24 protein-coding genes and 2 tRNA genes are annotated in these 24,527 nt (G+C 55.1%); 13 read left to right on the top strand and 13 right to left on the bottom strand.

The window, feature by feature from the left end:
* Positions 1–17 precede the first annotated feature (17 nt).
* Together queD and AACO21_RS11320 are read left to right on the top strand one after the other, a co-directional pair.
* Positions 18–470 (top strand): 6-carboxytetrahydropterin synthase QueD, encoded by a 453-nt coding sequence (gene queD, locus AACO21_RS11325; RefSeq protein WP_346192624.1) that lies wholly within the window; start codon positions 18–20, stop codon positions 468–470.
* Positions 471–526: 56 nt separating this feature from the next.
* The gene (locus tag AACO21_RS11320) at positions 527–1,681 is read left to right on the top strand and encodes a patatin-like phospholipase family protein (protein WP_346192623.1); all 1,155 of its coding nucleotides are present in this window, start codon (positions 527–529) and stop codon (positions 1,679–1,681) included.
* Here the strand turns inward: AACO21_RS11320 and AACO21_RS11315 are convergent.
* Together AACO21_RS11315 and AACO21_RS11310 are read right to left on the bottom strand one after the other, a co-directional pair.
* Positions 1,671–1,802: a hypothetical protein gene (locus AACO21_RS11315; RefSeq protein WP_346192622.1), complete on the bottom strand. Its 132-nt coding sequence runs from the start codon at positions 1,800–1,802 to the stop codon at positions 1,671–1,673. The genes AACO21_RS11320 and AACO21_RS11315 overlap by 11 nt on opposite strands.
* Before the next feature lie 58 nt (positions 1,803–1,860).
* Positions 1,861–1,948 (bottom strand) — tRNA-Ser (locus AACO21_RS11310).
* Between the two features lie 133 nt (positions 1,949–2,081).
* Here AACO21_RS11310 and AACO21_RS11305 point away from each other — a divergent pair.
* Positions 2,082–2,774: a Bax inhibitor-1/YccA family protein gene (locus tag AACO21_RS11305; protein ID WP_346192621.1), complete on the top strand. Its 693-nt coding sequence runs from the start codon at positions 2,082–2,084 to the stop codon at positions 2,772–2,774.
* 75 nt (positions 2,775–2,849) lie between these two features.
* On the opposite strand, the gene rlmD is transcribed toward AACO21_RS11305, so the two are convergent.
* Entirely contained in the window at positions 2,850–4,148 is a 1,299-nt protein-coding gene (rlmD, locus tag AACO21_RS11300; protein WP_346192620.1) for a 23S rRNA (uracil(1939)-C(5))-methyltransferase RlmD, read from the bottom strand.
* A gap of 182 nt (positions 4,149–4,330) precedes the next feature.
* Here rlmD and AACO21_RS11295 point away from each other — a divergent pair, with 182 nt between their 5' ends.
* The 3 genes from AACO21_RS11295 (at position 4,331) to AACO21_RS11285 (ending at position 7,137) form a co-directional block, all read left to right on the top strand.
* Positions 4,331–6,271: an ATP-binding protein gene (locus AACO21_RS11295; RefSeq protein WP_346192619.1), complete on the top strand. Its 1,941-nt coding sequence runs from the start codon at positions 4,331–4,333 to the stop codon at positions 6,269–6,271.
* Positions 6,272–6,307: 36 nt separating this feature from the next.
* A complete protein-coding gene (locus AACO21_RS11290) occupies positions 6,308–6,787 on the top strand; it encodes a hypothetical protein (protein WP_346192618.1) in 480 nt (159 codons plus the stop codon).
* Between the two features lie 152 nt (positions 6,788–6,939).
* Positions 6,940–7,137, top strand: coding sequence for a hypothetical protein (locus tag AACO21_RS11285; protein WP_346192617.1), 198 nt, complete (start codon positions 6,940–6,942; stop codon positions 7,135–7,137).
* A 306-nt stretch (positions 7,138–7,443) separates the two neighbouring features.
* Here AACO21_RS11285 and AACO21_RS11280 read toward each other — a convergent pair whose 3' ends face one another.
* Both AACO21_RS11280 and AACO21_RS11275 read right to left on the bottom strand, forming a co-directional pair.
* Complete coding sequence (locus AACO21_RS11280; protein ID WP_346192616.1) at positions 7,444–7,653, bottom strand: DUF3460 family protein; 210 nt, start codon at positions 7,651–7,653, stop codon at positions 7,444–7,446.
* Positions 7,654–7,701: 48 nt separating this feature from the next.
* The gene (locus tag AACO21_RS11275; RefSeq protein ID WP_346192615.1) at positions 7,702–7,935 is read right to left on the bottom strand and encodes a DUF3567 family protein; all 234 of its coding nucleotides are present in this window, start codon (positions 7,933–7,935) and stop codon (positions 7,702–7,704) included.
* A 197-nt stretch (positions 7,936–8,132) separates the two neighbouring features.
* Between AACO21_RS11275 and AACO21_RS11270 the strand changes: the two genes are divergently transcribed.
* A tRNA-Leu gene (locus AACO21_RS11270) sits at positions 8,133–8,217 on the top strand.
* A 163-nt stretch (positions 8,218–8,380) separates the two neighbouring features.
* The gene (locus tag AACO21_RS11265) at positions 8,381–9,595 is read left to right on the top strand and encodes an integrase arm-type DNA-binding domain-containing protein (RefSeq protein WP_346192614.1); all 1,215 of its coding nucleotides are present in this window, start codon (positions 8,381–8,383) and stop codon (positions 9,593–9,595) included.
* 270 nt (positions 9,596–9,865) lie between these two features.
* On the opposite strand, the gene AACO21_RS11260 is transcribed toward AACO21_RS11265, so the two are convergent.
* Entirely contained in the window at positions 9,866–10,399 is a 534-nt protein-coding gene (locus AACO21_RS11260; protein ID WP_346192613.1) for a thermonuclease family protein, read from the bottom strand.
* Positions 10,400–10,513: 114 nt separating this feature from the next.
* Between AACO21_RS11260 and AACO21_RS11255 the strand changes: the two genes are divergently transcribed.
* From AACO21_RS11255 to AACO21_RS11245, 3 genes are read left to right on the top strand one after another with little or no spacing between them, the layout of a single operon-like run.
* The gene (locus AACO21_RS11255) at positions 10,514–13,636 is read left to right on the top strand and encodes a type I restriction endonuclease (RefSeq protein WP_346192612.1); all 3,123 of its coding nucleotides are present in this window, start codon (positions 10,514–10,516) and stop codon (positions 13,634–13,636) included.
* 11 nt (positions 13,637–13,647) lie between these two features.
* Entirely contained in the window at positions 13,648–15,285 is a 1,638-nt protein-coding gene (locus AACO21_RS11250; protein WP_346192611.1) for a class I SAM-dependent DNA methyltransferase, read from the top strand.
* Positions 15,275–16,579: a restriction endonuclease subunit S gene (locus AACO21_RS11245; protein WP_346192610.1), complete on the top strand. Its 1,305-nt coding sequence runs from the start codon at positions 15,275–15,277 to the stop codon at positions 16,577–16,579. The genes AACO21_RS11250 and AACO21_RS11245 overlap by 11 nt, the downstream gene beginning before the upstream one ends.
* A 539-nt stretch (positions 16,580–17,118) precedes the next feature.
* On the opposite strand, the gene AACO21_RS11240 is transcribed toward AACO21_RS11245, so the two are convergent.
* From AACO21_RS11240 to AACO21_RS11225, 4 genes are all read right to left on the bottom strand, one after another.
* Positions 17,119–17,535, bottom strand: a complete 417-nt coding sequence (locus AACO21_RS11240) for a hypothetical protein (protein ID WP_346192609.1) — start codon at positions 17,533–17,535, stop codon at positions 17,119–17,121.
* Between the two features lie 160 nt (positions 17,536–17,695).
* A complete protein-coding gene (locus AACO21_RS11235; RefSeq protein WP_346192608.1) occupies positions 17,696–18,982 on the bottom strand; it encodes a Y-family DNA polymerase in 1,287 nt (428 codons plus the stop codon).
* A 3-nt stretch (positions 18,983–18,985) separates the two neighbouring features.
* Positions 18,986–19,444 (bottom strand): translesion error-prone DNA polymerase V autoproteolytic subunit, encoded by a 459-nt coding sequence (gene umuD, locus AACO21_RS11230; protein WP_346192607.1) that lies wholly within the window; start codon positions 19,442–19,444, stop codon positions 18,986–18,988.
* On the bottom strand, positions 19,437–19,616 hold the full coding sequence (locus tag AACO21_RS11225) for a hypothetical protein (protein WP_346192606.1): 180 nt from the start codon (positions 19,614–19,616) through the stop codon (positions 19,437–19,439). The genes umuD and AACO21_RS11225 overlap by 8 nt, the downstream gene beginning before the upstream one ends.
* A 248-nt stretch (positions 19,617–19,864) precedes the next feature.
* Here AACO21_RS11225 and AACO21_RS11220 point away from each other — a divergent pair, with 248 nt between their 5' ends.
* Positions 19,865–20,167, top strand: a complete 303-nt coding sequence (locus AACO21_RS11220) for an amine oxidase (protein ID WP_346192605.1) — start codon at positions 19,865–19,867, stop codon at positions 20,165–20,167.
* A gap of 55 nt (positions 20,168–20,222) precedes the next feature.
* Positions 20,223–20,897 (top strand): SOS response-associated peptidase, encoded by a 675-nt coding sequence (locus AACO21_RS11215; RefSeq protein WP_346192604.1) that lies wholly within the window; start codon positions 20,223–20,225, stop codon positions 20,895–20,897.
* 248 nt (positions 20,898–21,145) lie between these two features.
* Here AACO21_RS11215 and AACO21_RS11210 read toward each other — a convergent pair whose 3' ends face one another.
* The 3 genes from AACO21_RS11210 to AACO21_RS11200 all read right to left on the bottom strand — a co-directional run bounded on the left by AACO21_RS11210 (position 21,146) and on the right by AACO21_RS11200 (position 24,429).
* Positions 21,146–23,101 carry a PAS domain S-box protein gene (locus AACO21_RS11210; protein ID WP_346192603.1) on the bottom strand — a complete coding sequence of 652 codons (1,956 nt, stop codon included), beginning with the start codon at positions 23,099–23,101 and terminating at the stop codon, positions 21,146–21,148.
* A 351-nt stretch (positions 23,102–23,452) separates the two neighbouring features.
* On the bottom strand, positions 23,453–24,067 hold the full coding sequence (locus AACO21_RS11205) for a tyrosine-type recombinase/integrase (protein ID WP_346192602.1): 615 nt from the start codon (positions 24,065–24,067) through the stop codon (positions 23,453–23,455).
* Between the two features lie 56 nt (positions 24,068–24,123).
* Positions 24,124–24,429, bottom strand: coding sequence for a DUF3024 domain-containing protein (locus tag AACO21_RS11200; RefSeq protein WP_346192601.1), 306 nt, complete (start codon positions 24,427–24,429; stop codon positions 24,124–24,126).
* Positions 24,430–24,527 lie beyond the last annotated feature (98 nt).

Raw genomic sequence — 24,527 nt, 5'->3', positions numbered from 1 at the left:
CCCAGAAACGTATTGCCATGCTCATCACGCGCCGCCTCGAATTCGATGCCGGACACCGCATCCCGGACCACAAAAGCCAGTGCCGCCACCTGCACGGACATCGTTACGCCATCGAAATCACGCTCTCGGGCGGGATCATCAACAAGGCGGGGGATGCCGCCAACGGGATGGTGATGGACTTCTCGCAAGTCAAGGATCTGGCCAAGACCCATCTGGTCGATGAATGGGACCACGCCTTCCTGGCCTATGCCGGCGACCAGGCGATTGTCGACTTTCTCTCCAGCCTGCCCGGCCACAAGACCGTCATTCTCGACCGCGTACCGACCGCCGAAAACCTCGTCCGCATCGCTTTTGACCGCCTCGATGCGGTCTATCAGGATACCTACGGCAACCACTTGCGCCTGCAGCAGGTCCGTCTCTACGAAACGCCCAACTGCTGGGCCGACGCCACCCGTATCGAAACCGATTGAGCGGGCCGGACAAGGCTCCTATACTGGCGCCATGAGCCTTTCCAGAGAGAAAGCACATGGCCGCCCACCCCGCTGACCCGGCTGTTCCCCGCACCGCACTCGTCCTGACCGGCGGGGGCGCGCGTGCCGCGTATCAAGTCGGCGTCCTGCTCGCCATCGCGAAGCTCTCTCCCAAACGCAAGCAAAACCCCTTTCCGATTCTCTGCGGCACCTCGGCCGGCGCCATCAATGCCACCGGCCTTGCCTGCTTGGCCGACGATTTCGGCAAAGCCACCATGGTGCTCGCCAGCATCTGGAAGAACATGCACGCGCGCGACATCTACCGCGCCGACGCGCTGGGCATCGGGGCAACCGGTGCACGCTGGCTCTCATCATTCGCCCTCGGCTGGCTGATCAAGCACCCGCCCCGCTCCCTGCTCGACAACGCGCCTTTGCGCCGCCTGCTCAGTCAGCATCTGGATTTCACCGGGATTGACCGCGCCATTCAGAAGGGCGCCTTGCATGCGGTCAGCGTCGCCGCCTCCGGCTACGACACCGGCGAAAACATTGCGTTCTTTCAGGGACACCCGGATGCCGAACCCTGGAAGCGCACGCAACGCCACGGCATCCGCACCGACATCACGGTCGACCACCTGATGGCCTCCAGTGCCATCCCCTTCATCTTTCCGGCGATCCGGCTCAACCGGGAATATTTCGGGGATGGCTCAATGCGCCAATTGGCCCCGATCTCCCCCGCCATTCACCTGGGTGCGGAACGCATCCTGGTCGTGGGTGCCGGGCGCGCCCGCGAGCATCAGGAGCGACGCACCAGCGAAGGCTACCCGCCCCTCGCCCAGATCGCCGGCCACACGCTGGCCAGCATTTTTCTCGATGGCCTCGCGGTCGACATCGAGCGCCTGCAGCGGATCAACCACACCCTCTCGAAGATTCCGGAACACGTTCGGGCCGAGGCCGGCATCAGTCTGCGCCCCATCGAAACCCTGGTCATCGCCCCCTCGGAGCGACTGGACCGGATTGCCGCCGAGCACGCGCGCGCCCTGCCGACGCCGGTCAAGATCATGCTGACCGGCCTGGGCGCGATGAACCGCAGCGGCGGTGCCCTGACCAGCTACCTGCTGTTTGAAAAGCCCTACACCCGGCGCCTGATCGATCTCGGCTACGCCGACACGATGGCGCGTTCAGAGGAAATCGGGCGTTTCCTCAATTTTTAAGAAACGCCGACGGTCGACCGCCGGAAAGCATTGAAATCCGGCTGCGCGCAGAAAAACAAAAACCGCCGAGATCAGCCATGAGCAGGAAGCTCGGCACACCCATCTCAGCGATGGCGGCCACGGCGATTTCAGGCGGTTCAGCAACACAGCGGCAGCGCTGCGTGCGATCAAATTCATTCTGGCGGGTCCGGTGAGATTCGAACTCACGATGCCTTTCGGCACGCCGGTTTTCAAGACCGGTGCATTCAACCGCTCTGCCACAGACCCGGGAAGGCGCGCATGATAGCACAGCCCGCTGCGGACGCCAGTCCCTGCCTTGCTCCCGGCCCGGGAATTTGAAACTTCCGGGCGGCTCCGGTAGTCTTATTGACCGTAGCAACTACCCAATGGAGTCGATGACATGAATACCCAATACGATCTTACCAACCAAGGTTCGCTCAGCGTACCGGTGGAAAGCCACCGCGTGCTGCGCAATACCTACCTCCTGCTCGGTCTGTCCATGGTGCCGACCGTCCTCGGGGCGCTGGTCGGTATTCAGATGGGGTTCAGCTTCTTCGCCGGCAGCCCGCTGATCTCGTTCTTGCTCTTCATGGGCATTGCCTTCGGCTTCATGTGGGGTATCGAACGCAACAAGGACAGCGGTCTGGGGGTTGCCCTGCTGCTCGGCTTCACCTTCTTCATGGGCCTGATGCTGTCGCGCATCCTGCAATTCGCGCTGGGCTTCTCGAACGGCGGCACCATGATTGCGATGGCGGCAGGCGGTACCGGTGCGATTTTCCTGGTGCTCTCCTCGCTGGCCGCCACCACGAAGCGTGACTTCACCGGCATCGGCAAATTCCTGTTTGCCGGCATGATCCTGATCCTGCTGGCTGCCGTTGCCAACATCTTCTTCCAGATCCCGGCCCTGTCGCTGACCATCGCCGCTGCCGCTGTCGGCATTTTCTCGGCGTACATCCTGTACGACATCAGCCGCATCGTGCATGGTGGCGAGACCAACTACGTCACGGCCACGCTGGCGGTTTACCTCGATATCTACAACGTCTTCGTCAGCCTGCTGCAGCTGATCATGGCCCTGACCGGCGAACGCGACTGATCCTGACGGTCAACGCCCCCGCGGCAACAAAAAAGGGCAGCCAAATGGCTGCCCTTTTTACATGCTTTCGCGCTGTCAGTCGCGCTCGAACAAGGCAATTGACTCGACGTGTGCCGTGTGCGGGAACATGTTCACCACACCGGCCGAGACGAAACGGTATCCCTTGACCGAAACCAGGACCGCCGCATCACGCGCCAGCGTGGCCGCATTACAGGAAACATAGACAATACGACGGGGCGCATCCTCCCCCAGCGCCTTGACCAGTTCGATGGCCCCCTCACGCGGCGGATCGATCAGCATCTTGTCAAAGCGCCCCAGTGCCGCCAGGGAATCCTCGGTGCACTCGAAGAGGTTGGCCACGCCGTATTCAACCTGATCGACCAGGCCATTGGCCTGTGCCGCATCACGCCCGCGCTGTACCAGGCCGGGGCTGCCCTCCACGCCCACCACGCGGGCGCCGGAACGGGCAATCGGCAGCGTGAAGTTGCCAAGACCGCAGAACATGTCGGCAATCCGCTCACCCGGCTGCGGGTCGAGCAGACGCAGGGCGCGCCGCACCAGCACACGATTCACCGGATGATTGACCTGCGTGAATTCATTGGGCCGGAATTCAATATCCAGGCCAAATTCCGGCAGGCGATACGACAGCTTCGGCCCCGGCACGGGATAAAAGCGATACGCACTGTCCGGCCCCTTGGGCTGCAGATAGAACACCACGCCATGTGCATCGGCAAACTGGCGCAACAAGGCCTCGTCGGCGACGGTCAACGGCTGCAGGATACGCAAAACCAGCGCCGTACACGCCTCACCCACCGCCACTTCCATTTGCGGCAGACGGTCTGAAATCGACAATTTGGCGATCAGCGTCCGCAACGGCTCCAGCAGCGCCGACACATGCGGCGGCAACACCATGCAGGAACGCAGGTCGGCAATATAGCTGCTGCGTTTTTCGTGAAAACCGATCAAGACGCCGCCTTTTGACGGCACATTGCGCACACCGAGGCGGGCCCGATGGCGATACGCCCAGCTGCCGCCCTGAATCGGGGGCAGGATATGCTCCGGCCGAACGCGACCGATATGCCACAGGCTGTCTTCCAGCACACGCTGCTTGACGGCCAACTGGGCCGAGGGCTCCATGTGTTGCATGGCGCAACCACCACAAATCCCGTAGTGCGGGCACGGCGGCGTCACGCGTGCCGGCGAGGGTGATTTCACCTCGACCAGATGCGCCAGCTCGTACTTCGGCTTGCGCCGGAAACTTGCATACTCAACCGTCTCGCCCGGCAAGGCCCCATCGACAAAAATGGCCTTGCCATCCTGACGCAGAATCCCCCGCGCTTCATGATCCAGCGACTCGACAACTCCGATTGGCACGGTCGACTCCGAAAAAAGGCCAAATTTTATCAATCCTCTGCGGCGACGTGTTGCGTGAGCCATCACCCAAAGCACCTTCGCCGGACGAGGTCCGGTCCATACCGTGCAAATTCACTACGCCGAGATGGCGCGCGGTATGATTGTTTCAAGTGCAACCGACCGACAAACGCCCCTCAAGACGAATGCACAGCTTAGCCCACGAGACAGATCAGAAAGACACAACGCGCCGGCTCTGGCTTGCGATTGCGGCCGTTTGCCTGCTCGCCGTAGCCTTTGTGGCCTACGTCCAGGCGGAAAAATCCATCGACCAGGCCAATGACAAGCGCCAGATCTCGTTTCTGCTGTCTGACGAACTGCGTCAATCCTCAGACGATCTGAGCCGCATGGTCAATGCCTATGTGACGACCGGGCTCCCCAGATACAAGCAGCACTACCAGGAAATCCTCGACATCCGCAACGGCAAGCAGCCACGTCCGCTCAACTACTGGAATGTCTACTGGGATCTGGTCAATGACCAGGACCAACGCCCCCGCCCGGCCGGCGAGGCCATCGCCCTGCTTGAGCTCATGAGCAAAGCCGGTTTCACACAGGACGAATTTGCCAAACTCAGCGAAGCGGCCACCCATTCCGACGCGCTCACCGCCACGGAATTTGCCGCCATGCGCATCATCGACAACGCCCCCAGCCAGGCCGAGCGCATGCGCGCCATCGGCATGCTCAACGACACGGCTTACCGCGAAGCCAAGGCGCGCATCATGCGTCCGATTAGCGAATTCAATTCCCTGGTGGCGCAACGCACCATGACCGAGGTTCAGACCGCAGAGGCATGGGCATTCCGACTCCGGCTACTGGTTTGGGTGCTGGGCGCCCTGACAGCCGCAGCCATGTGGCGCCTGGTTCAGGCGATCAAAAGTGACAATCTCCGCTTGCGTGCCAACGAACTCTCGCTGCATCAGGCGAAAGAGGCCGCCGAAGCAGCCAACCGAGCCAAGAGCAGTTTTCTGGCCAACATGAGCCATGAACTGCGCACGCCGATGAATGGCGTACTCGGCATGATCGGGCTCGTCCGGCGCAACATCCGCGACCCCAAAAGCCAGGACCAACTCGAGAAAGCACAACGCGCAGCAGCCCACCTGATGCGGATTCTCAACGACATTCTCGACCTCTCGAAAATCGACGCCGAGCGCATGATCCTCCAGCGTCAGCCGCTCACATTGGCCGATTCGATCGAAACACTGGGCAACACGCTTGCTCACAAAGCAGAGGAAAAGCACCTTCAGCTTGTTTTCAGCATGACGGAAAGCCTGGCCCGTACGCCACTGATCGGTGACGCGCTGCGGCTCGACCAGATTTTGTTGAATCTGGTGGGCAATGCCATCAAATTTACCGAACACGGCAGCGTGACCTTGTCTGCCCACATGCTCAAGGACACACCGCAGGCACTGACCATTCGCTTTGAAGTCCGGGATACCGGGATTGGCATCCCGCCGGATGCGCAGCACAGGCTCTTTCAAGCCTTCGAGCAATCCGACAGCAGCATGACCAGAAAATATGGCGGCAGCGGTTTGGGACTAGCCATCAGCAAACGGCTGGTCGAGTTGATGGGGGGACGAATCGGGCTAGACAGCATGCCGGGGTTGGGCAGCACCTTCTGGTTCGAGATGCCTTTCGAGCACCCGGTGTCCAGCACAGACGGAAATCTGCATGCACCTGACAGTACTGCTGCCAGTCCCCTTTCCACCGCCTTTGCGGGTTACCGCGTTCTGCTCGCGGAAGATGAGCCCCTCAATCAGGAAGTATCACGCTGCCTGCTGGAAGACATCGGCCTCTCGGTAGACGTTGCCAAGGATGGCGCAGAAGCCATCGCATTTGCACGGCAACGCAGCTATGCCCTGATCTTCATGGACATGCAAATGCCCAACATCAATGGCATCAAGGCAACGCAAGCCATTCGCCAGGACTCGTACAACCGCAACACGCCAATCCTCGCCATGACCGCGAATGCTTTTGAAGAAGACCGTGCGGCCTGCATCGCGGCAGGCATGAACGAACATATTTGCAAGCCGGTTGATCCCGGCCAGCTACACACCCTGATCGCAAACTGGATCAACAAGACTGCCTAGCCATTCATACGACCCCGCCACACTGCATCGCACATCATGAGCAGAGACCTCTTCACCACCTGGAGCGACTATCAACAGGCAGCCTGGCAGGTTATCGGCCTGGCGGCATCTCATCTCGAAATCTACGATCAGGACCTCGCCTGGCTGAAGCTGGATGCCCCAGCGCAAATCACCCAAATCGAGCGCCTGCTGCGTAGCCCGGGCAACGGCATGCGCTTGAGCCTGATCGTCCGCGATGCCACCTTGCTGCTCAACCAGCACCCACGCCTATTACAGTTGATGGAAACTTACAGCCATGTCTGTGCAGTGCAGCAAAGCGGGCCGGAATTGGCACACCTTCGAGACAGCTTGCTCATTGCAGACCGTGAGCATGCAGTCATCCGCTTCGAGACCAATCAGCCCCGCTGCAAGTTGCTGATCGATGAACCCGGAGAAATCCGCGGCTATGGCGGGCGTTTTGATGAAATCCGAATGCAATCGGGCGAAGCCATTCGCCGGAGCACGCTGGGTTTGTGATTTGTAAATTGGCTGTTACACAAACACCATAATGCAGCGCAACAATTAGCTTACATGACGCGTAAGCTTTGCTATAATCTTTGGCTGATTAGGTCGCTCCTGATCTCCCAGTCTATTAGCTTTTTTGTTTCTTATCGATAAGGAAAAACCCCATGAACAAGTCTATCCTCGCTGCTGCTCTGCTCGCCCTGGCCCTGACCGCTTGCGGTAAGAAGGAAGAACCGGCTGCTGCTCCGGCCCCGGCTGCCGCTCCGGCTGCTGCCCCGGCTGCTGAAGCCAAGCCGGCTGAAGCCGCTGCCCCGGCTGCTGCCCCGGCTGCTGAAGCCAAGCCGGCCGAAGCCGCCAAGTAATTGGCCTTCAGCGAGGCTGAGGTACCCCTGGTACCTTGCCACAAGAAAAGCCCCCGTTCCCGGGGGCTTTTTTTACGCCTGCTGTTTTGACACGCCCCGTTTCATATCCATGCCAGCCCGCCAGGCGAAAGATCGCCAAAACGATCCTGCGGAGTAGGCAGAACCAGGGCATGCCGGTCAGCAAGAGCGCCAGATCGCCCGGACACCAATCCGGAACCGAAAAACAGCGGGTGCTGAAAAAACAAAACCCCCGACTCGCGGGGGTTTGATGACTACCCAGCGCCAAGGCGCCGGATCAAGCGAGTATCACTCGCCGTAGAAGTTTACATCGTACGGGTAGGGTTTTTGTGCAACCTTGGACTCAGCCTGACGCGTCGTCGTATCGACATCCTGCTTCTTGTCCCACCACATGGCGCGACCAGCCTTTTGATCCTCAACCCAAGCCGGATTCTTTTCCAGCATGTCGTTCATCCACTTCGTGTGATCCGAAACGTAGCTGCTATTCACGTCACCCATTTTGGCCGCATTCCTCAGTTAATCTAAACCGGCCCGCATTCTACCACGTCAGTGAAAGAGGATGGGACGTGCCGCATCAACACAATAACGGCTGAGCAATGCATCCAGCCCTGCATCCTGCGAGGGATCGGAACCGGCCAGCGCCATTTCCTGCTGAAACAGACGCGCCGCCGCCCCACTCAGAAAACACGAGCGGAATCCCTGCTTGTCGAGCAACTCAACCGCCTCATGGGCCGGATAATCAACAATGCAATAGTGCTCGCTGCGATAGATCAGTTTCACGCTCATTCCTCTGCGCTTGATACGTACTGATCCTGCTATCGGCAAAACACACTCAAACTTAACCCCTTTAAAAGCTGCCCAAATCTGCCGTGCATTGCTAGAATCACGCCTCGCGCGCGCCCTGCAGCGCGCTGCGACCACACGCAGCCACAGCACTTCCCCGAGATTCAGCACGGACTGACTGCGTGTTCACCCTGGCCCGGGTGATGAAATTGGTAGACATACCGGACTTAAAATCCGGAGCCGAAAGGCGTACGGGTTCGATTCCCGTCCCGGGCACCAAGAATTAGTCTAAAGAAGTCCAAAAAAGGCTGGAAACCACGATATACAAAGGGTTTCCAGCCTTTTTTACGTCTAGCGCAGTCCAAAGTAGTGTATTGAAATCCAACGGTAACTGACGGTAGGATTGACGGTAACTCACCTACCGCCAACGAAGGTTACCGTCATGGCACTTACCGACATCGGAATTCGAACCGCAAAGCCACAAGAAAAATCCATCAAGATGACCGATGGTGGCGGCCTCTATTTGCTGCTCAACACCAACGGTTCAAAGTGGTGGAGGCTTGATTACCGCTTTGACGGCAAGCGCAAAACCCTATCCGTGGGGGTCTATCCGGAGATTAGCCTCAAGGATGCAAGAGAACGGCGTGACGCAGCACGTAAGCTTCTGGCCGATGGCGTCGACCCTGGCGCACAACGCAAAGCGGCAAAAGCCACCCGGGCAGCCCTCAATGCAAATAGCTTTGAGATCATTTGCCGCGAATGGCTGGAGAACAAACGCAGCAATATCGAAGAGGCACAATACAAAAAAGCGCTGGCTCGCCTTGAAAAAGATGTTTTCCCCTGGATGGGAAAGCGCCCTATTGCCGAAATCACTGCTCCCGAAGTACTAGCGGTGCTCCGTCGAATTGATGCTCGCGGAGCTCGTTATACCGCCCACAAAGCAAAGAGCGAAATCAGCCAGTGCTTCCGCTATGCGATTGCTACAGGCCGGGCCGAGCGCGATCCATGCCCCGACCTAAAAGGTGCAATTCCAGCCCCAAAAACGGAGAACCTTCCCTCCATCACAGACCCAAAGAGTGTCGCTGAACTACTGCGCGCAATCGATGGCTTTAAAGGCACATTCGTTGTTCGCTGCGCACTATTGTTAGCCCCATTACTGTTTGTGCGCCCAGGAGAACTGCGAAAGGCGGAATGGGGCGGCTTCAACTTGGAAAAGGGAGAATGGCGTTACTTCATCACAAAAACCAAAACACAGCATTTAGTTCCACTTGCTTCTCAATCCATTGCCATTTTGCAAGAACTACATGCTCTAACCGGCCATGGCCGCTACGTTTTTCCCGGACGCGACCCCCAACGCCCCATGAGCGACGCAGCAATTAACGCAGCTCTGCGCCGGATGGGCTACGACACCAAAACCGAAATTACCGGACATGGCTTTCGAGCAATGGCCCGAACCATTCTGCACGAAGAGCTACACATCAAACCGGAAGTCATTGAACACCAATTAGCTCACCAAGTCGCTGATGCCCTCGGCACCGCTTATAACCGCACCAAGTTTCTGAAAGAAAGAAGAGCCATGATGCAGTTGTGGGCGGACTACTTGGAAAAACTGAAAGCGGGGGCTCAAATCATCCCTCTTAACATTGATGTTGCATGAACTTTTATTTACCGCAGCCTAATTCAGTGAAATCAACGCGACATGGCTACGATTCCCATCGCCCAGTTAGGCAGCTTCCTGAGTTAATTGAACTGCGCGCTTATCGCTGCCTTCGTCCAGGGCGCAACGCTTACCGAGAAAGGCGCTGTTACCTACTGGTACAACTGCCGTCGAAAGGCAAAGAAAGCGGCCAAATCTGCCTGATCTCGCGAGATCAGGCCAAACAAAACAATAGAGGGGCATCAGCGATGCCCCTCTATTGTTTTGTCACTACCTGTTCGCATTCTGCTCACCACCAAAGCGCCTGGATTTTCGCCACTCCCAAGGTGGTACAGGATTGCCCTCCAACCAGAGGCCAGCCCGTTTTGATCGTGCTTCGTCCTCGGCAAAAGTGTAACGCTCGCGGTCCTCAGGGCTCTGCTCGTTCTGGTATTTCTTGTAATGCCACGCAAGACCGGATGTCAGCACGGCGAGTCCAGCATCGAGAGTTTTGGGGCAACGCTGGCAATCCGGTGGTGACACCCATACCTTTGCTACAGTTCGACCGTAGCGATCCTGTTTATCGCCTTCAAGGCGTACCTCTTTCCCGAATACCAAGGTGCTCATCCGTTCCTTGGCCCGCTGTCCGAATGGTTGAGCCTTTTCGGGAGCATCGATTCCGGCAATGCGAACCTTGTGTTGGGTCTTGTCGGCATCAAGCACCGTGACGGTATCACCGTCTGCAACGCCCACGACAACGCCTGCCACATCGGCGAATGCGGAGAGTGAAAACAACAAAAATCCAGCAACGACGGTCATTTTCATACGATAGATCACCTCTTGCACGCCCCTGGCAGGGCTGCTCCTATGTAAGCATGGCATTATTACCACTTTGACATGGTCATGCCCCATAAAAAGTAACAGGGAGGAGTACAGCAGATGGTTTTCAGTGAAGACTCAAGGGTCAAGATTCCCTGCATTCTGCATTTGATCAGGCTTGGCTACAGCTACCTATCCCTAAAGGACACCAAGTGGGATGAGGAAACCAACATCTTCCCTGAGCTGTTCCGCAGCGCCATTGCACGGATCAACCCGTCGATAGATAGCGACGACATCGAACGCCTTTTGATTGACGTAAAGCTATCGCTCGACAACGAGGACCTCGGCAAGGTCTTTTACGAAAAACTCACTGAGCGATCAGGGATCAAGTTGATCGACTTCAAGGATTTTTCGAATAACAGCTTTCATGTTGTCACCGAATTGACCTGCAAGAACGGCGATGACGAATTCCGCCCGGATATCACGCTGCTGATAAACGGAATGCCGCTCGCGTTTATCGAAGTCAAGAAGCCAAACAACCGAGAGGGTGTATTGGCCGAGCGTAACCGCATCATCACACGCAGTCGAAATCCACGTTTTCGCCGGTTCATCAACATCACACAGCTGATGGTCTTCTCCAACAACATGGAGTACGACGATGGCTCGCCACAGCCTATCGAGGGTGCGTTTTACGCCAGCCCTTCGTATGACTCACCAGTCTTCAACTATTTCCGTGAAGATCTTGAGGTGGAGACGCTGGACCTCACCCAACTCCTTAGGGAGGAAGATGACGCCATCGAAAACGAAGTGCTACGTGACAACAACCTCAATGTCATCAAACACAGTCCCGAGTTTCTAAGTAATAAAGCGCCTGATACTCCGACCAACCGCATTTGCACTTCGCTGTTCAGCCGTGATCGCCTGTCGTTCCTGCTGCGCTTTGCGCTGGCCTACGTAAATGAAACGGATGGCCTACAGAAGCATGTCATGCGCTATCCCCAGCTGTTTGCAACCAAAGCCATCGAGAAGAAACTAAACGCAGGGGTTAAGAAGGGCATCATCTGGCACACGCAAGGGAGCGGAAAAACAGCGCTGGCGTATTACAACACCCGCTTCCTGACGGATTACTTCCAGCAACAAGGAATCATCCCCAAGTTCTACTTCATTGTTGATCGTCTCGATCTGCTCATTCAAGCGCAGCGCGAGTTTTCTAGCCGTGGTCTGGTCGTACATACCATTGATAGTCGTGACGCTTTTGCCCGAGACATCAAGACCACACAGGTACTGCACAACCACAGTGGCAAACCTGAAATAACGGTCGTCAATATTCAGAAGTTCCAGGACGACCCCGATGTGGTTCGTGCTGAGGATTACGACTTCAGCATCCAGCGCGTCTATTTCCTTGATGAGGTGCACCGTAGCTACAACCCAGAGGGTAGCTTCCTGGCCAACCTCAGCCAATCAGACCGTAATGCAATCAAGATCGGGCTCACAGGCACGCCGCTTCTGGGCGACGACTACAACTCACGTTCGTTGTTTGGCGATTACATCCACAAGTACTACTACAACGCCTCTATTTCCGATGGCTACACTCTTCGCCTCATCCGTGAAGAGATCGTCACCAACTACAAACTCTCGCTGCAAGAAGCGCTAGCAGCCGTCAAGCTTCAGCAGGGTGACGTTGATCGAAAACTGATCTATTCACATCCAAAGTTTGTCGAACCCATGCTCGATTACATCGTGCGTGATTTTGAGAAAAGCCGTAGTGCTTTGGGCGACGGAAGTATTGGTGGCATGGTCATTTGCGACAGTGCCGAACAGGCCCGGCAGATGTTCGACATATTCAACACTGTCTATGCAACTCAACCTTCACCAGCGAACACATCGCAGGACCCGGATCACCCATTGAAATGCGTAGCAGAGCCTGAGAGCTACACGGCCAAAATCCAGCAGGAATACCGTGTCAAATGCGCCGCCTTGATCCTGCACGACGTAGGCAGCAAAAACGAGCGAAAACAATGGGTGGAAGACTTCAAGGCAGGCAAGATCGACCTCTTGTTTGTCTACAACATGCTACTCACCGGATTTGATGCCAAGCGTCTGAAAAAGCTGTACCTCGGCCGCATCATCAAGGCGCACAACCTGTTGCAAGCCCTAACCCGCGTGAATCGCACCTACAAGGACTTCCGCTACGGCTATGTGGTGGATTTTGCGGATATCCGTAAGGAATTCGATAAGACAAACAAGGATTACTTCGACGAACTGCAATCCGAACTGGGCGATGAAATCGAGCACTACTCGAATCTGTTCAAGTCAGCAGAGGAAATCGAGCAAGAAATCGAGGCCATCAAGGACATCCTGTTCAGCTTCAATACTGAAAACGCCGAAGAGTTCTCCCGCCAGATAAGCCAGATGCAGGACCGTACTGCCGTACTGGCACTCAAGAAGGCCTTGGCGGATGCCCGTAACCTCTACAACTTGATCCGCCTACAAGGCGATTACACGCTGTTGCAGCAGCTTGATTTCCACAAACTCAACCAGCTCTACCGCGAAACCTGCAACCATCTCGACCTGCTCAACTTGAAGGAGAGCATCGAATCAGCAACCGACACCAGCAATCTGCTCAATGTCGCGCTGGAAGACGTGCTGTTCAAGTTCGTCAAGATCAAGGAAGAAGAACTGGTACTGGCCGACAAGCTGAAAAATACTCTGCGCCAGACCCGTGAAGCGCTTGCCGAAAACTTCGATCAACAAGACCTCAAGTTCGTCACCCTGCGCGAGGAGCTTGAGCGGCTATTCAAGAAGAAAAAACTGAACGAAGTCAGTCAAGAGGAGATGACCGCCAACATCGGAGCGCTAAACGCTATCCATGACAAGGTCAAAGAGCTGAATCGCCAGAACAATCTGCTACGTGCCAAATATCGAGGTGATGCGAAATACACCCGTATTCACAAGCGCCTGCAGGAGCGTGGCAATGTCACTCAGACCGAGCGCCACCTTTTTGATGCCCTGGTAAGCGTCAAAGCACTGGCAGACGAGCAAGTGTTGCAAAATACCCAGTTGTTAGCCAATGAGACCTACTTTGAGCGGATGATGCAACCCATCGTGATTGGTGAGTTTTACACCCGCCAGCGCATCAAGCTAACACCCGATGCCACCCGAACGATCAATCAGTTGGTGGTAGCCGAATACATGAATGAATTTTCAGCCGGAGGCCGTGAGGGCTTCAGGGCAGCAGTTTAGGAGTACACAGTTTGGTAACTCAGCAGTTTGAGCAACGCACCCGCGAACTTATTGACAGCCTCAAGGCCATTTGCGCCACCTATGGTTTAGGAAACGATGGCAACGAGTTCAAGATCATCACACAGGTATTCCTCTACAAGTTTCTCAACGACAAATTCGCGTTCGAAGCCAAGAAAATTCGGCCAGAACTTGTCAAAACTGAAAGCTGGGAAGCAGCCATATCTGATTTAAGCGCTGACGAGCTGGAAATGCTGCAAATGCAGATGGGTCCAGATACCGCCCGCCTCAAACCAGAGCACTTCATCGCCCATCTGTTTGGAAGGCAGAACGCGCCCGAATTCGCCAAGCTGTTTGACGACACGCTGCGTGACATCGCAATCACTAACAACGACATCTTCGCCGTCAAAACTGATGGTGGAGCCAAGGTTACGCTGTTCGATCGGGTCAGCGAATTCATCACCGACCCGTCCAAGCGCGATGATTTTTGTCGAGCCATCATCAACAAACTAGGCGACTTCAGTTTTGAGCGGATATTCAGCGTGAAGTATGACTTTTACGCCGCTCTGTTTGAGTACCTGATCAAGGACTACAACAAAGACAGCGGCGGCAAATACGCCGAGTACTACACCCCGCACGCAGTAGCCAAGATCATGGCCGCAATCCTGGTGCCTGATTCGGTACGCGGAAAAATCAGCAACGTGAGCTGCTACGACCCCTCAGCGGGATCCGGCACGTTGTTGATGAACATCGCCCACGCCATCGGCGAGCTGCGCTGTTCGATCTACTCGCAGGACATCTCGCAAAAATCATCCAGCCTGTTGCGTCTGAATCTGATCCTGAACAACCTGGTGCATTCCATCCCCAACATCATCCAGGGCAATACCATGCTCCACCCCTACCACCGGGAGGGAAAAGCGCTCAAAAAGTTCGATTACATCGTCAGCAATCCACCTTTCAAGATGGATTTTTCAGATTTTCGGAATGAATTGGATACCAAGGAGCATCAAGAACGCTTCTTTGCCGGAGTGCCGAATATTCCAAAACAGGCCGTCGATAAGATGGCTATCTATCAGCTCTTCCTCCAGCACATCATTTACTCCCTCAAACCGGGGGGCAAAGCAGCTGTGGTAGTCCCTACCGGTTTTATCACAGCACAAAGCGGCATCGACAAAGGTATCCGTCAGCATCTAGTCGATAACAAGATGCTCGCCGGAGTGGTCTCCATGCCCAGCAACATCTTTGCCACCACCGGTACCAATGTTTCCATCCTGTTCATTGACGCCTCCAACAAAGCCAATGTGGTGCTAATTGATGCCTCCAGTCTCGGTACCAAGGTCAAGGATGGAAAGAACCAGAAGACACTTCTATCAACAGAAGAAGAAGACCGCATCATCGCCACATTCAACGCCAAGCAGTTGGTGAAGGATTTCTCAGTAGTGGTGAGTTATGAGCACATTGCCGCAAAAAACTACTCCCTAAGCGCCGGACAGTATTTCGAAGTGGATATTGAATACAGTGACCTAACACCGGCAGAGTTCGCAAAAAAAATTAAAAAACACACAGCCAATATTGATGAACTATTCGAGGAATCAGTAAAGCTAGAAAAAATAATCAAGAAGCAGTTGGCAGGGTTAACATATGAGCAATAAATGGAAAGTAACACCTTTATCAAAATGCTTATCAAAGGTAATTGACTATCGCGGAAGAACACCGAAAAAGCTGGGGCATGAATGGGCTCAAAACGGGTACAAAGCATTATCAGCAAATAACGTCAAATTCAGTGGCCTAGACAAACTGGATTCAATCAATTACGCCGACGAAGAACTTTACCAAAAGTGGATGAAGGAGGAAGTTAAGAGAGGTGACTTGCTTCTCACTTCGGAAGCACCTTCGGGCCAAGTGATGCTGTGGGACTCAGATGAAAAAATAGTATTGAGCCAGAGACTTTACGCCCTTAGAGTAAATTCAAAAATTGATGCAGCTTTCTTAAAGTATTACCTTCAGTCGCCAGCTGGACAAAAAGAGATATTTAGAAACAATTCTGGTTCTACAGTTGCAGGGATTTCGGCAAAAACGTTCGAGAATATTCTTGTTCGCCATCCAGAAGAAAAATATGCGCAACAAAAAATCGGGGATGTGTTGTATTCGATTGACAAAAAAATCGACTGCAACAACCGCATCAATGCAGAATTGGAGAAGTTAGCGAAGGAGATGTACGAATATTGGTTTGTGCAGTTCGACTTCCCAAACGACCTAGGCCGTCCTTACAAGACCAGCGGTGGCACTATGGCCTGGAACGATGTCCTAAAAAACAAAATTCCGGCAGATTGGAAAGTTACTCAGCTAGATGATTTGGTTTCTATTGTCAAGGATGGCGCTATTCCAGAAGCATTCGATGCGAGCACACCATACATAGGCCTAGAGCATATCGCTCGGAAAAGTATTGCGATCACCTCATGGTCAACAGCCGACCAAGCGTCAAGCAATAAGACCGCATTTCAGGATGGAGATATCCTGTTTGGCAAAATCCGTCCTTACTTACATAAAGTAGGCTTAGCGATGATGGACGGTATCACCTCGACAGACACGATTGTCATGCGCCCGAAATCGAAGGAAGTATTAGGACTGGCGCTGGAAACAGTGTTTTCCGATAAATTCATTAAAGCTGCAACACATGGCAGCACCGGCTCGAAAATGCCACGGGCAGATTGGTCGGTAATGAAAAACTACCGCATAGCAACACCTGAAAAGGGTTCTCCTGTCCTATTGAGCTTCCAATCATTCTTTAACCCGCTCGTGGAAAAAATTCGACTTAACATAAAGGAAATCCGCGAACTATCTACCTTGCGTGACTGGCTACTGCCACTTCTGATGAACGGCCAAGTTACGGCAGAGCGCCACGATGCTAAAACACACATATCGGTACCAGCTGAAGGCACCTGACCTCTCTGTAGGTTTTTGGCCCCACAATGCCAATCAACCAGAATGAAAATTGCATAGGACATCTCGTAGCCGATAGATAATTTTAGCGCCCCTAGACATAAATACCCCTGTCCAGCGTCGAGACAAGCACGAACACAAGCAGATAGACGACTCAGCCAGCCATACCCTAACTGACCGGCAGCGATGGGAACAGATTGCGTGGAGCCGCAATAACGAGCCTGCCGGGTGATGCCGGCCAAAGTTTCAGCGATTCCGTGTGGATGGCCTCGATGATGGGTCAGCTTGGGAATTACTCTTCAACTTTTCATCCACGATCCGTAACACACCGCCAGCAATGGCAGCGCAGCGAACCCGACAGGAGTTGTGCGAGTTGGTCAAACTCAAACGGGGCAATGCCCCTGCCTCCCCGGTTGCAAGAAAAAGACCTGATTTGCGAGTAGTGACAACGCGAAGCTGAGGAACTACCGCAAATCACGTGCGAAGCACGCAACCCTCGAATGGTCCTCCGATCACCGTCAAATACAACTTTGGGATTGCGTTCAATTTTTCCCGAACGGCCACGGAATTTTGCATTTCATCCGACGCAATGCATTCGCCTTCGGCGACTGATCTCGTGGTGAATTCGTCGCGCTTCGCTGCTCCGAATTCACCCACTCGATGGCGTATTTCCTTACATGTATTTTCTCGTGAATTGGCGTTGCCCCAATTCCAGCATCAGCCAAAGGGATTGGCCCGATCTTTTCAGCAGGGCCCTTAAATTTCACGATGTACTTCCCGGTGCCCTCATACGACGTAATCGTCGCAACTTCGGCGATATGGGTTATCGCCGAAGTTGGGGCTGTCACATACCCAGCGATGTACTTGATTTGCGGAATGTACTTTGCCTGAATCCTGATTGCGTACCAGCAATCCTCACCAAGGAAAACTTCGTTGAATCCATCCTCCTGAGCTGGCACGACTATCGTGTCGAAGGATTGTGGCGCTTCCTCCTTCTCGACGGTGACAGTCGGAGATTTCTAGACACTCTTTAGTCCGGACGGCGGGTAAGCGGCAAATTACTGACCGCCCCGACTCATCTGGACAACGACCGTTATGATATGGTCGATTTTCGGCCCGCTATCGTGCCCAAACCCTGGCAACACTTTCCCAGTCTGTCGTATATCGCGGCGATAGATTCCCCCGCCGCATCTGCCACGGCTTCGTCACTCCTTCCGCCGCCAATCGCAATGCCCCACGTCCATATTTCCCGTTGATTGAATCAAGCGTCGCCATCAGCTTGTCGTTGCGACCTGACGCTTGGCTGCTCGGTACAAACAACGAGAACTGCTGATTGGTCCGAGGCACAATCTCCATCAAGGTGATCCCAGCCTTGTGATAGCCATATCCGGGCCGATAAATCCGGCGTAACAGGCGTAGCCCCCATTGAGTCAGCACTCGCGTGTCAGCACTGGCCTCTGGCAGTGGGATGGTCATGGCCCGTTGATACTGAGGCACCTCCGGCTTGAAGATATTGGTCCGGATATAGACCTGCAGTGCCCCCGCCAGTGCGTCCTGTGCCCGCAGCTTTTCTGCCGCTCGGGCGATGTAGCTGGCCACCGCCTCCGCGAGTTCCGCCCGCTCATAGATCAAGGTACCGAAGGACCGGCTACTCATGATCTGTTGCTTGTCAGGCACGACCTCTTCCAGGTCAAGGCAGGAGATCCCTCGCAACTCACGAACCGTTCGTTCCAGTACCACGGAGAAGCGACTGCGCAAGGTTTCGGCATCGGCATCGTGCAATTGCCGAACGGTGATAATGCCCATGGATTCGAGTCTGGCGGCAATCTTGCGGCCGACACCCCAAACTTCGCCAACGTCGATCCGTTCAAACAGTGCCAAACGCTCGGATGGGGAAATACTCGTGAAGTCACATACACCAGCCTCTCCTGCCAGCTTCTTCTTGGCGCAATGATTGGCCAGCTTGGCCAATGTCTTGGTGGGGCCGATGCCGACACAAACTGCGAGTCCCAGCCAGTCGGCAATGCGTTGCCGGATATCCACGCCATAGGCGTGGTAGCCGATCCGCTCAAAGCCAGAAAGATCGAGAAAGCTCTCGTCGATGCTATACACCTCAATGTTCGGCGAGAAGGACGAGAGGATCTCGACCACCCGATTGCTCATGTCGGCGTAGAGCGCATAGTTGGAACTGAATGCGACAATTCCGTGGCGTTTGGCTTCCTGCTGGATCTTGAACCAGGGCACGCCCATCGGAATGCCTAGCGCTTTGACTTCGGCCGACCGGGCAACGACGCAGCCATCGTTATTGGAAAGTACGACGACCGGCGTATCTTTGAGTCTGGGATTGAATAGCTTCTCGCATGACGCGTAGAAGTTGTTGCAATCGACCAGGGCAAACACGGCCATGGCTCAGGCGCCAAAGTGTTTGAACTTGCCTGTCACCACGCCCCAGATCAGGAGATCCATGCCATCCCGGATTTCCAAGGGGGGATAGTTCGGATTCTCGGCCAACAAGGCAACCCGGCCAGCGCGCTGGTAAAGCCGTTTGACCAGGCGCTCGCCATCGACGAAGGCAACAACAATGTGTCCATGCCGGGGCCGAATGCTCTTGTCGACCACCAAAATATCGCCATCGAATATCTCAGCCCCTTGCATGGAATCGCCTTCCACAGAAAAGAAGAAGGTCGAGACTGGATTGCGAATCAGGTACTCGTTGATGTCGAGCCGATTGTCGGCATAGTCAGCGGCAGGACTCGGAAAGCCGGCGGAGACCCGCACCTCGTCAATAGGCAAGGCCAGGCGCGGTGCGCCGGGCAAAGGAACGAAGACACCCGGCAGATCATCCAGGCGTAATGACAACTCAGGCATGGGCCATCTCGGGGTAATGCTCCGCCAGGGTGTGATACTCCCGCTCCTTGTCGGAGAGGAGGACAGATGCGCACTCCGGACAGATCAAGCTCAGGCAACCATCGACGCGGGCTTGTTCCAGTTCATTCGCGGCCAATGGGGCATGGCAGTGTGGGCAGACGATACGAATCATGATCGGCTCCTTGTTGTTGATTAACTGTATATTCGTACAGTACTCAACAAGGCGCAATACTGTATGCATTTGGACTGCATTGCCTGCCCGTGAAATCGCCCGATACATCTGGGTTATAGGCGGATACACAGGCTTACGTTTCTGCTGACATCGGCGGCGCAACACGGCGCGTTATTCGGCCCATGGCGCTGCAAAAGGTTGTCAGCACCTGAAAATGAACAACAACCTACCTGTTTAGGAGATTCAAAATGCAAGTTTCCAAGATCCTCGTTGCCCTGACTGTTGCTGCTGGCTTTGCTTCCGCTTCCTTTGCCCAGGGCACTGCCACCCCGGCCCCTTCGACCGCCCCGTCAGCCAAGGTGGTTGCCCCGGCGCCGGCCGCTGCCGAGAAGAAAGTTGAAGCACCGAAGGCCGCTGAACCTGTCAAGACCGAGGCCAAGGTCGAAGCGGCCAAGCCTGAAGCAGCAAAACCGGCTCATAAGCATGCCAAGCATGGCCACAAGGCTGAAAAGAAGGAAGCTGCAACCCTGACTGCCCCGACAACCAAGTAATAACGCGGTTGTCCCGAAACCCCTCGGCGTCCAAACCCGAGGGGTTTCTTTTGGTATGCTGGATCGCATGTGTGCCCACTATGATCCGCAAACCGATCCCGCCCGCCTCAAGTCGTACTTCGGCGTGAGTGAGGTGCCGCTTGATCTGAAATCCAGCTTGTGGCCGGGGTATTTCGGCCCGTTTCTGCGCAAGCATGAATTTGCCGATGTCGGCGACGAAGCCGTTCCACTGCGCGAATTACTGGTTGGGTCATTCGGTCTGATTCCCCATTGGGCCAAGGGCGCAAGCATTGCCCGGAATACCTATAACGCCCGCTCGGAAACGGTACATGAGAAGCCTTCGTATCGAGATGCCTGGCGACTGGCGCAGCATTGCATCATTCCGGCTGAGGCGATCTACGAACCGGATTGGCGTAGTGGCCGGGCAGTACCAACGCGCATCACCCGAGCAGATGGCAAGCCGATGGGCATCGCTGGTCTCTGGGCGACGAAACGCCATCCGTCAGGGGATATCACCCACAGCTACACGATGCTGACAGTAAACGCGGATCAGCACCCGTTCATGCGTCAGTTCCACAACCCCGATGACGAAAAGCGCTCGGTAGTGATTCTAAATGAGCAGGATTACGACGATTGGTTGAATGCTCCGGTATCGGCAAGTCGAGATTTCTTGCGACTGTTTCCGGCTGAAAACCTGATTGCCGAACAGTCGCAGCAATCACTGCTTTGACAGCACGTCGGCCTTTGCCGCCGTTGGCCGCTTGCCCGGTGTCGGGCGGCAATGTGGAGGTAAGCCGCCAGTCAACGCCAATCAGGCTCGAAGGTCTGCTACCTACTCCGTCGAACTGGCGCTCTCGACCCAAACCAGTCCGTCAAGGCAGGTTGGCTATTGGGCTGCTTCAGACTGTAAACGGACCTTTGTCGTTTGCATAGTCAGTTGCTGTTAACCGCGCTGTTGGAGTCATAGGCAAACCAGTCCTAGCCGTCTCGCTGACTCAATGAGCGCAGCAAGATTGAAAAAAACTGATCGGGGTTGAATGGCTTGGTCAGGAAATCGTTCATCCCCGCAGCAAGGCACTGCGACTTGTCCTCGGCAAATGCGTTGGCGGTCATGGCGATGATCGGTGTATCTCGGTAACCGGGAATCTGGCGTATCTCTGGCGTTGCCTCTAGCCCGTTTAGTTTCGGCATCTGCATATCCATCAAGATGGCGGCGTAGCTGTTCTTCCTCGCCATCAGGACAGCCTCTGCGCCGTCCTCCGCTGTATCAGCGACAAGATCGGCCGCTTCAAGATGCATCACGACGACCTCCCGGTTTATGGGTTCGTCATCAACTACCAAAATGCGCTTGCCGGCGTAGCGTTGTTGAAGCTCGGCCTCGGCAACGGAGGCTGTTCCCGTCGCCGCTTCAAGTGTCTCGCCGCTCTTTTTTAGGTTTACCGTAAACCAGAAAGTGCTGCCCATCCCCGGCTTGCTTTCAGCGCCGACTCCCCCCCCCATCAATTCGGCCAGTCGCTGAGTAATGGCCAATCCAAGGCCGGTGCCACCATACTTGCGGGTCATTGAGTTGTCGGCCTGCTCAAAAGCAGTAAAGAGTCGCGACATGGTTTCGGGAGGAATGCCTATGCCGGTGTCCACTACCTCGAAGCGTACTATTACCGAATCGTCGATTTCTTCCTGTTTGAGAGCACGCAGTGTCACGGTGCCTGTTTCAGTGAACTTAACGGCATTTGTGGCGTAGTTGAGCAGCGCCTGTTGTAGCCGCGTCGGGTCACCCACAAGGTTGTGTGGCAAGTGCCCGGTTTCGATCAGTAGGTGGAGACCCTTGGCTTTAACTCGATCCGACAGGATCGAACTGACATTAGCCATCAGGCTGCTTACGACAACCGGAGCTTCATTCAAGGAGAACTTGCCGGCCTCAATCTTAGAAATATCGAGGACGTCGTTGATAACCGACAACAGGTGCTGGGCAGAGGAGTCGATGACGTCGAGGCGATGTTTCTGTTTGCTGGTAACACCTTCCCGGCGCAGGATGTTGGCCATGCCGATGATACCGTTCATCGGGGTTCGGATTTCGTGGCTCATGTTGGCGAGGAAAGCGCTCTTGGCTACGTTGGCGGCCTCGGCGGCTTTTTTGGCTAACTCCAGTTCAATGGCTCGCTGCTCGAGCTGCCGACTGTACTCGGCAAGTGCTTCTTCCGCCTTCTTCCGTTCGGTGATGTCTCGCGCAGCAGCGAACACGCCAAGCACGTTGCCTTGGGCGTCACGATATACGCTGGCGTTGTAGAGGACATCCGTGACCTTGCCGGAAGCATGGCGAATTGCCAGCGGGTAGTCAGTCACGGAACCCTGCGAGAATACCTGTTGATATCCCTCACGGGCTTTCTGCGGATCAGTGAAGTAGTCGGCGAAATCACTACCGATCAGTCTGCCTCTGCTTACGCCGGTGACTTTTTCCGTGGCCGTATTGACGTCCGTGATCTTGCCCTCGGCGCTGATCGTTACCAAAGGGTCAAGACTCGCCTCGATTAGGCTACGGGCGTATTGAGATGCGGCTTGGGTTGCTTCTTCCGCCTTCTTCCGTTCGGTGATGTCTCGCGCAGCAGCGAACACGCCAAGCACGTTGCCTTGGGCGTCACGATATACGCTGGCGTTGTAGAGGACATCCGTGACCTTGCCGGAAGCATGGCGAATTGCCAGCGGGTAGTCAGTCACGGAACCCTGCGAGAATACCTGTTGATATCCCTCACGGGCTTTCTGCGGATCAGTGAAGTAGTCGGCGAAATCACTACCGATCAGTCTGCCTCTGCTTACGCCGGTGACTTTTTCCGTGGCCGTATTGACGTCCGTGATCTTGCCCTCGGCGCTGATCGTTACCAAAGGGTCAAGACTCGCCTCGATTAGGCTACGGGCGTAAGTGGGTTCGGTTGTCACGCGAAACAATGTCGGCAAGTTAACGGACGGTATCGAATAACTCTCACATTACCAGAAAGTGAATCAGCACATGTTGCCGTTCAGCCGACGGATGATACTCACGCGCCGTGGCCACATTTTCAACGAACTACTATTGCGGGGCGCGTTCGTCCTGCCGCCCGAATCAACTACCACCCTTGGAACGACTAGCGCCCCAACGTCAGTTGCTTACATTTAATGCCTTCGGCATTTTCAATGCTGCCGTTCCTTTACCGCAAATCGACAGGCTGGTTGTGGCCGGTAGCACGGATACAACATGATGCCAAAAAGCGGCCGCACGGGTTGTGCCCCCGTGCTGCCGCAAGGTGCCGGCTAGATTTCAGTCTGCTCCGAAATCTCCAGCGCATCGTCTACCTCAATGCCGAGGTAACGAACGGTGCTCTCCAGCTTGGAATGACCAAGTAGCAACTGAACGGCCCGCAGATTCTTCGTGCGCTTGTAGATCAATGTTGCCTTGGTTCTCCGCATGGAATGCGTCCCATAGACCGACGAATCCAGACCGGCTGATTCGGCCCAGTGATGCACGATCCGCGCATACTGCCGTGTCGAGACGTGTGGCGACTTTGCTACCCTGCTCGGGAACAGAAACTGATCTCCGCGCAAACGTGACTTCTCAAGCCATGCCGTCACTGCCGTCCTTGTCGGTTCCGTCAGTTCAAACTGCACTGGCCGCTGCGTTTTCCGCTGGATCACCATGGCGCGGGATAGCACCTGGTTCCCGTGGGTGATATCGCGGACCCGCAGACTGACGAGATCGCAGCCCCGCAGCTTGCTGTCGATAGCCAGGTTGAACATGGCAAGGTCGCGGACTGCATGGGCATTCTGGAGGTGGATGCGGATGGCCCAGATGTCCTTCGGCTTGAGGGGTGGCTTCTGGCCGACAAGTTTTCCCTTGTTCCAGGCTTCGCGTTTGTTGATGGTTTCCATCTTTGACTCCTTGGTTGTTGATCGGAGTCTGATTTTTCTTCCAAAGATGACGGGGGTTACCCGAAAAAACAACAGTACTGATCCGCGTCGACGGCAGCCAGAAATTCATCAATCGACTTCACAGTTGCGGCAGGCTCGTAACCATGCCACTTCAGGTCAGAGCGTTTCCAAAATACCTTCCACAGATTTTGAGTTCGTACGTAGGTCGCCTTGGCGAACGGGTGCTCACGAATGATCGCCGGATTGTCCCACTGCGGGCGAATCTCGAATATTTCGATGCTCTGCCCATTCAAGCGGTAGCCAATATCGAGTTCTGGACGTATGTGCGGAGGAGGTCGGCGCTTGGCCAAGAAAGTCGCCATGGCATTTTCGATGCGCTTAATTGTTTAGTCCCACGGTGTGCTGGATCGGGTTGATCCTGAAGCGTTCGGGTTCTTTTGTCCAGGTTTTGCAGACGAAC

This window comes from Dechloromonas sp. ZS-1 (assembly GCF_039649255.1).
Classification (GTDB): domain Bacteria; phylum Pseudomonadota; class Gammaproteobacteria; order Burkholderiales; family Rhodocyclaceae; genus Azonexus.
Note: the sequence above shows the minus strand (reverse complement) of the source record. Positions and strands in the feature narration are given on the sequence as shown.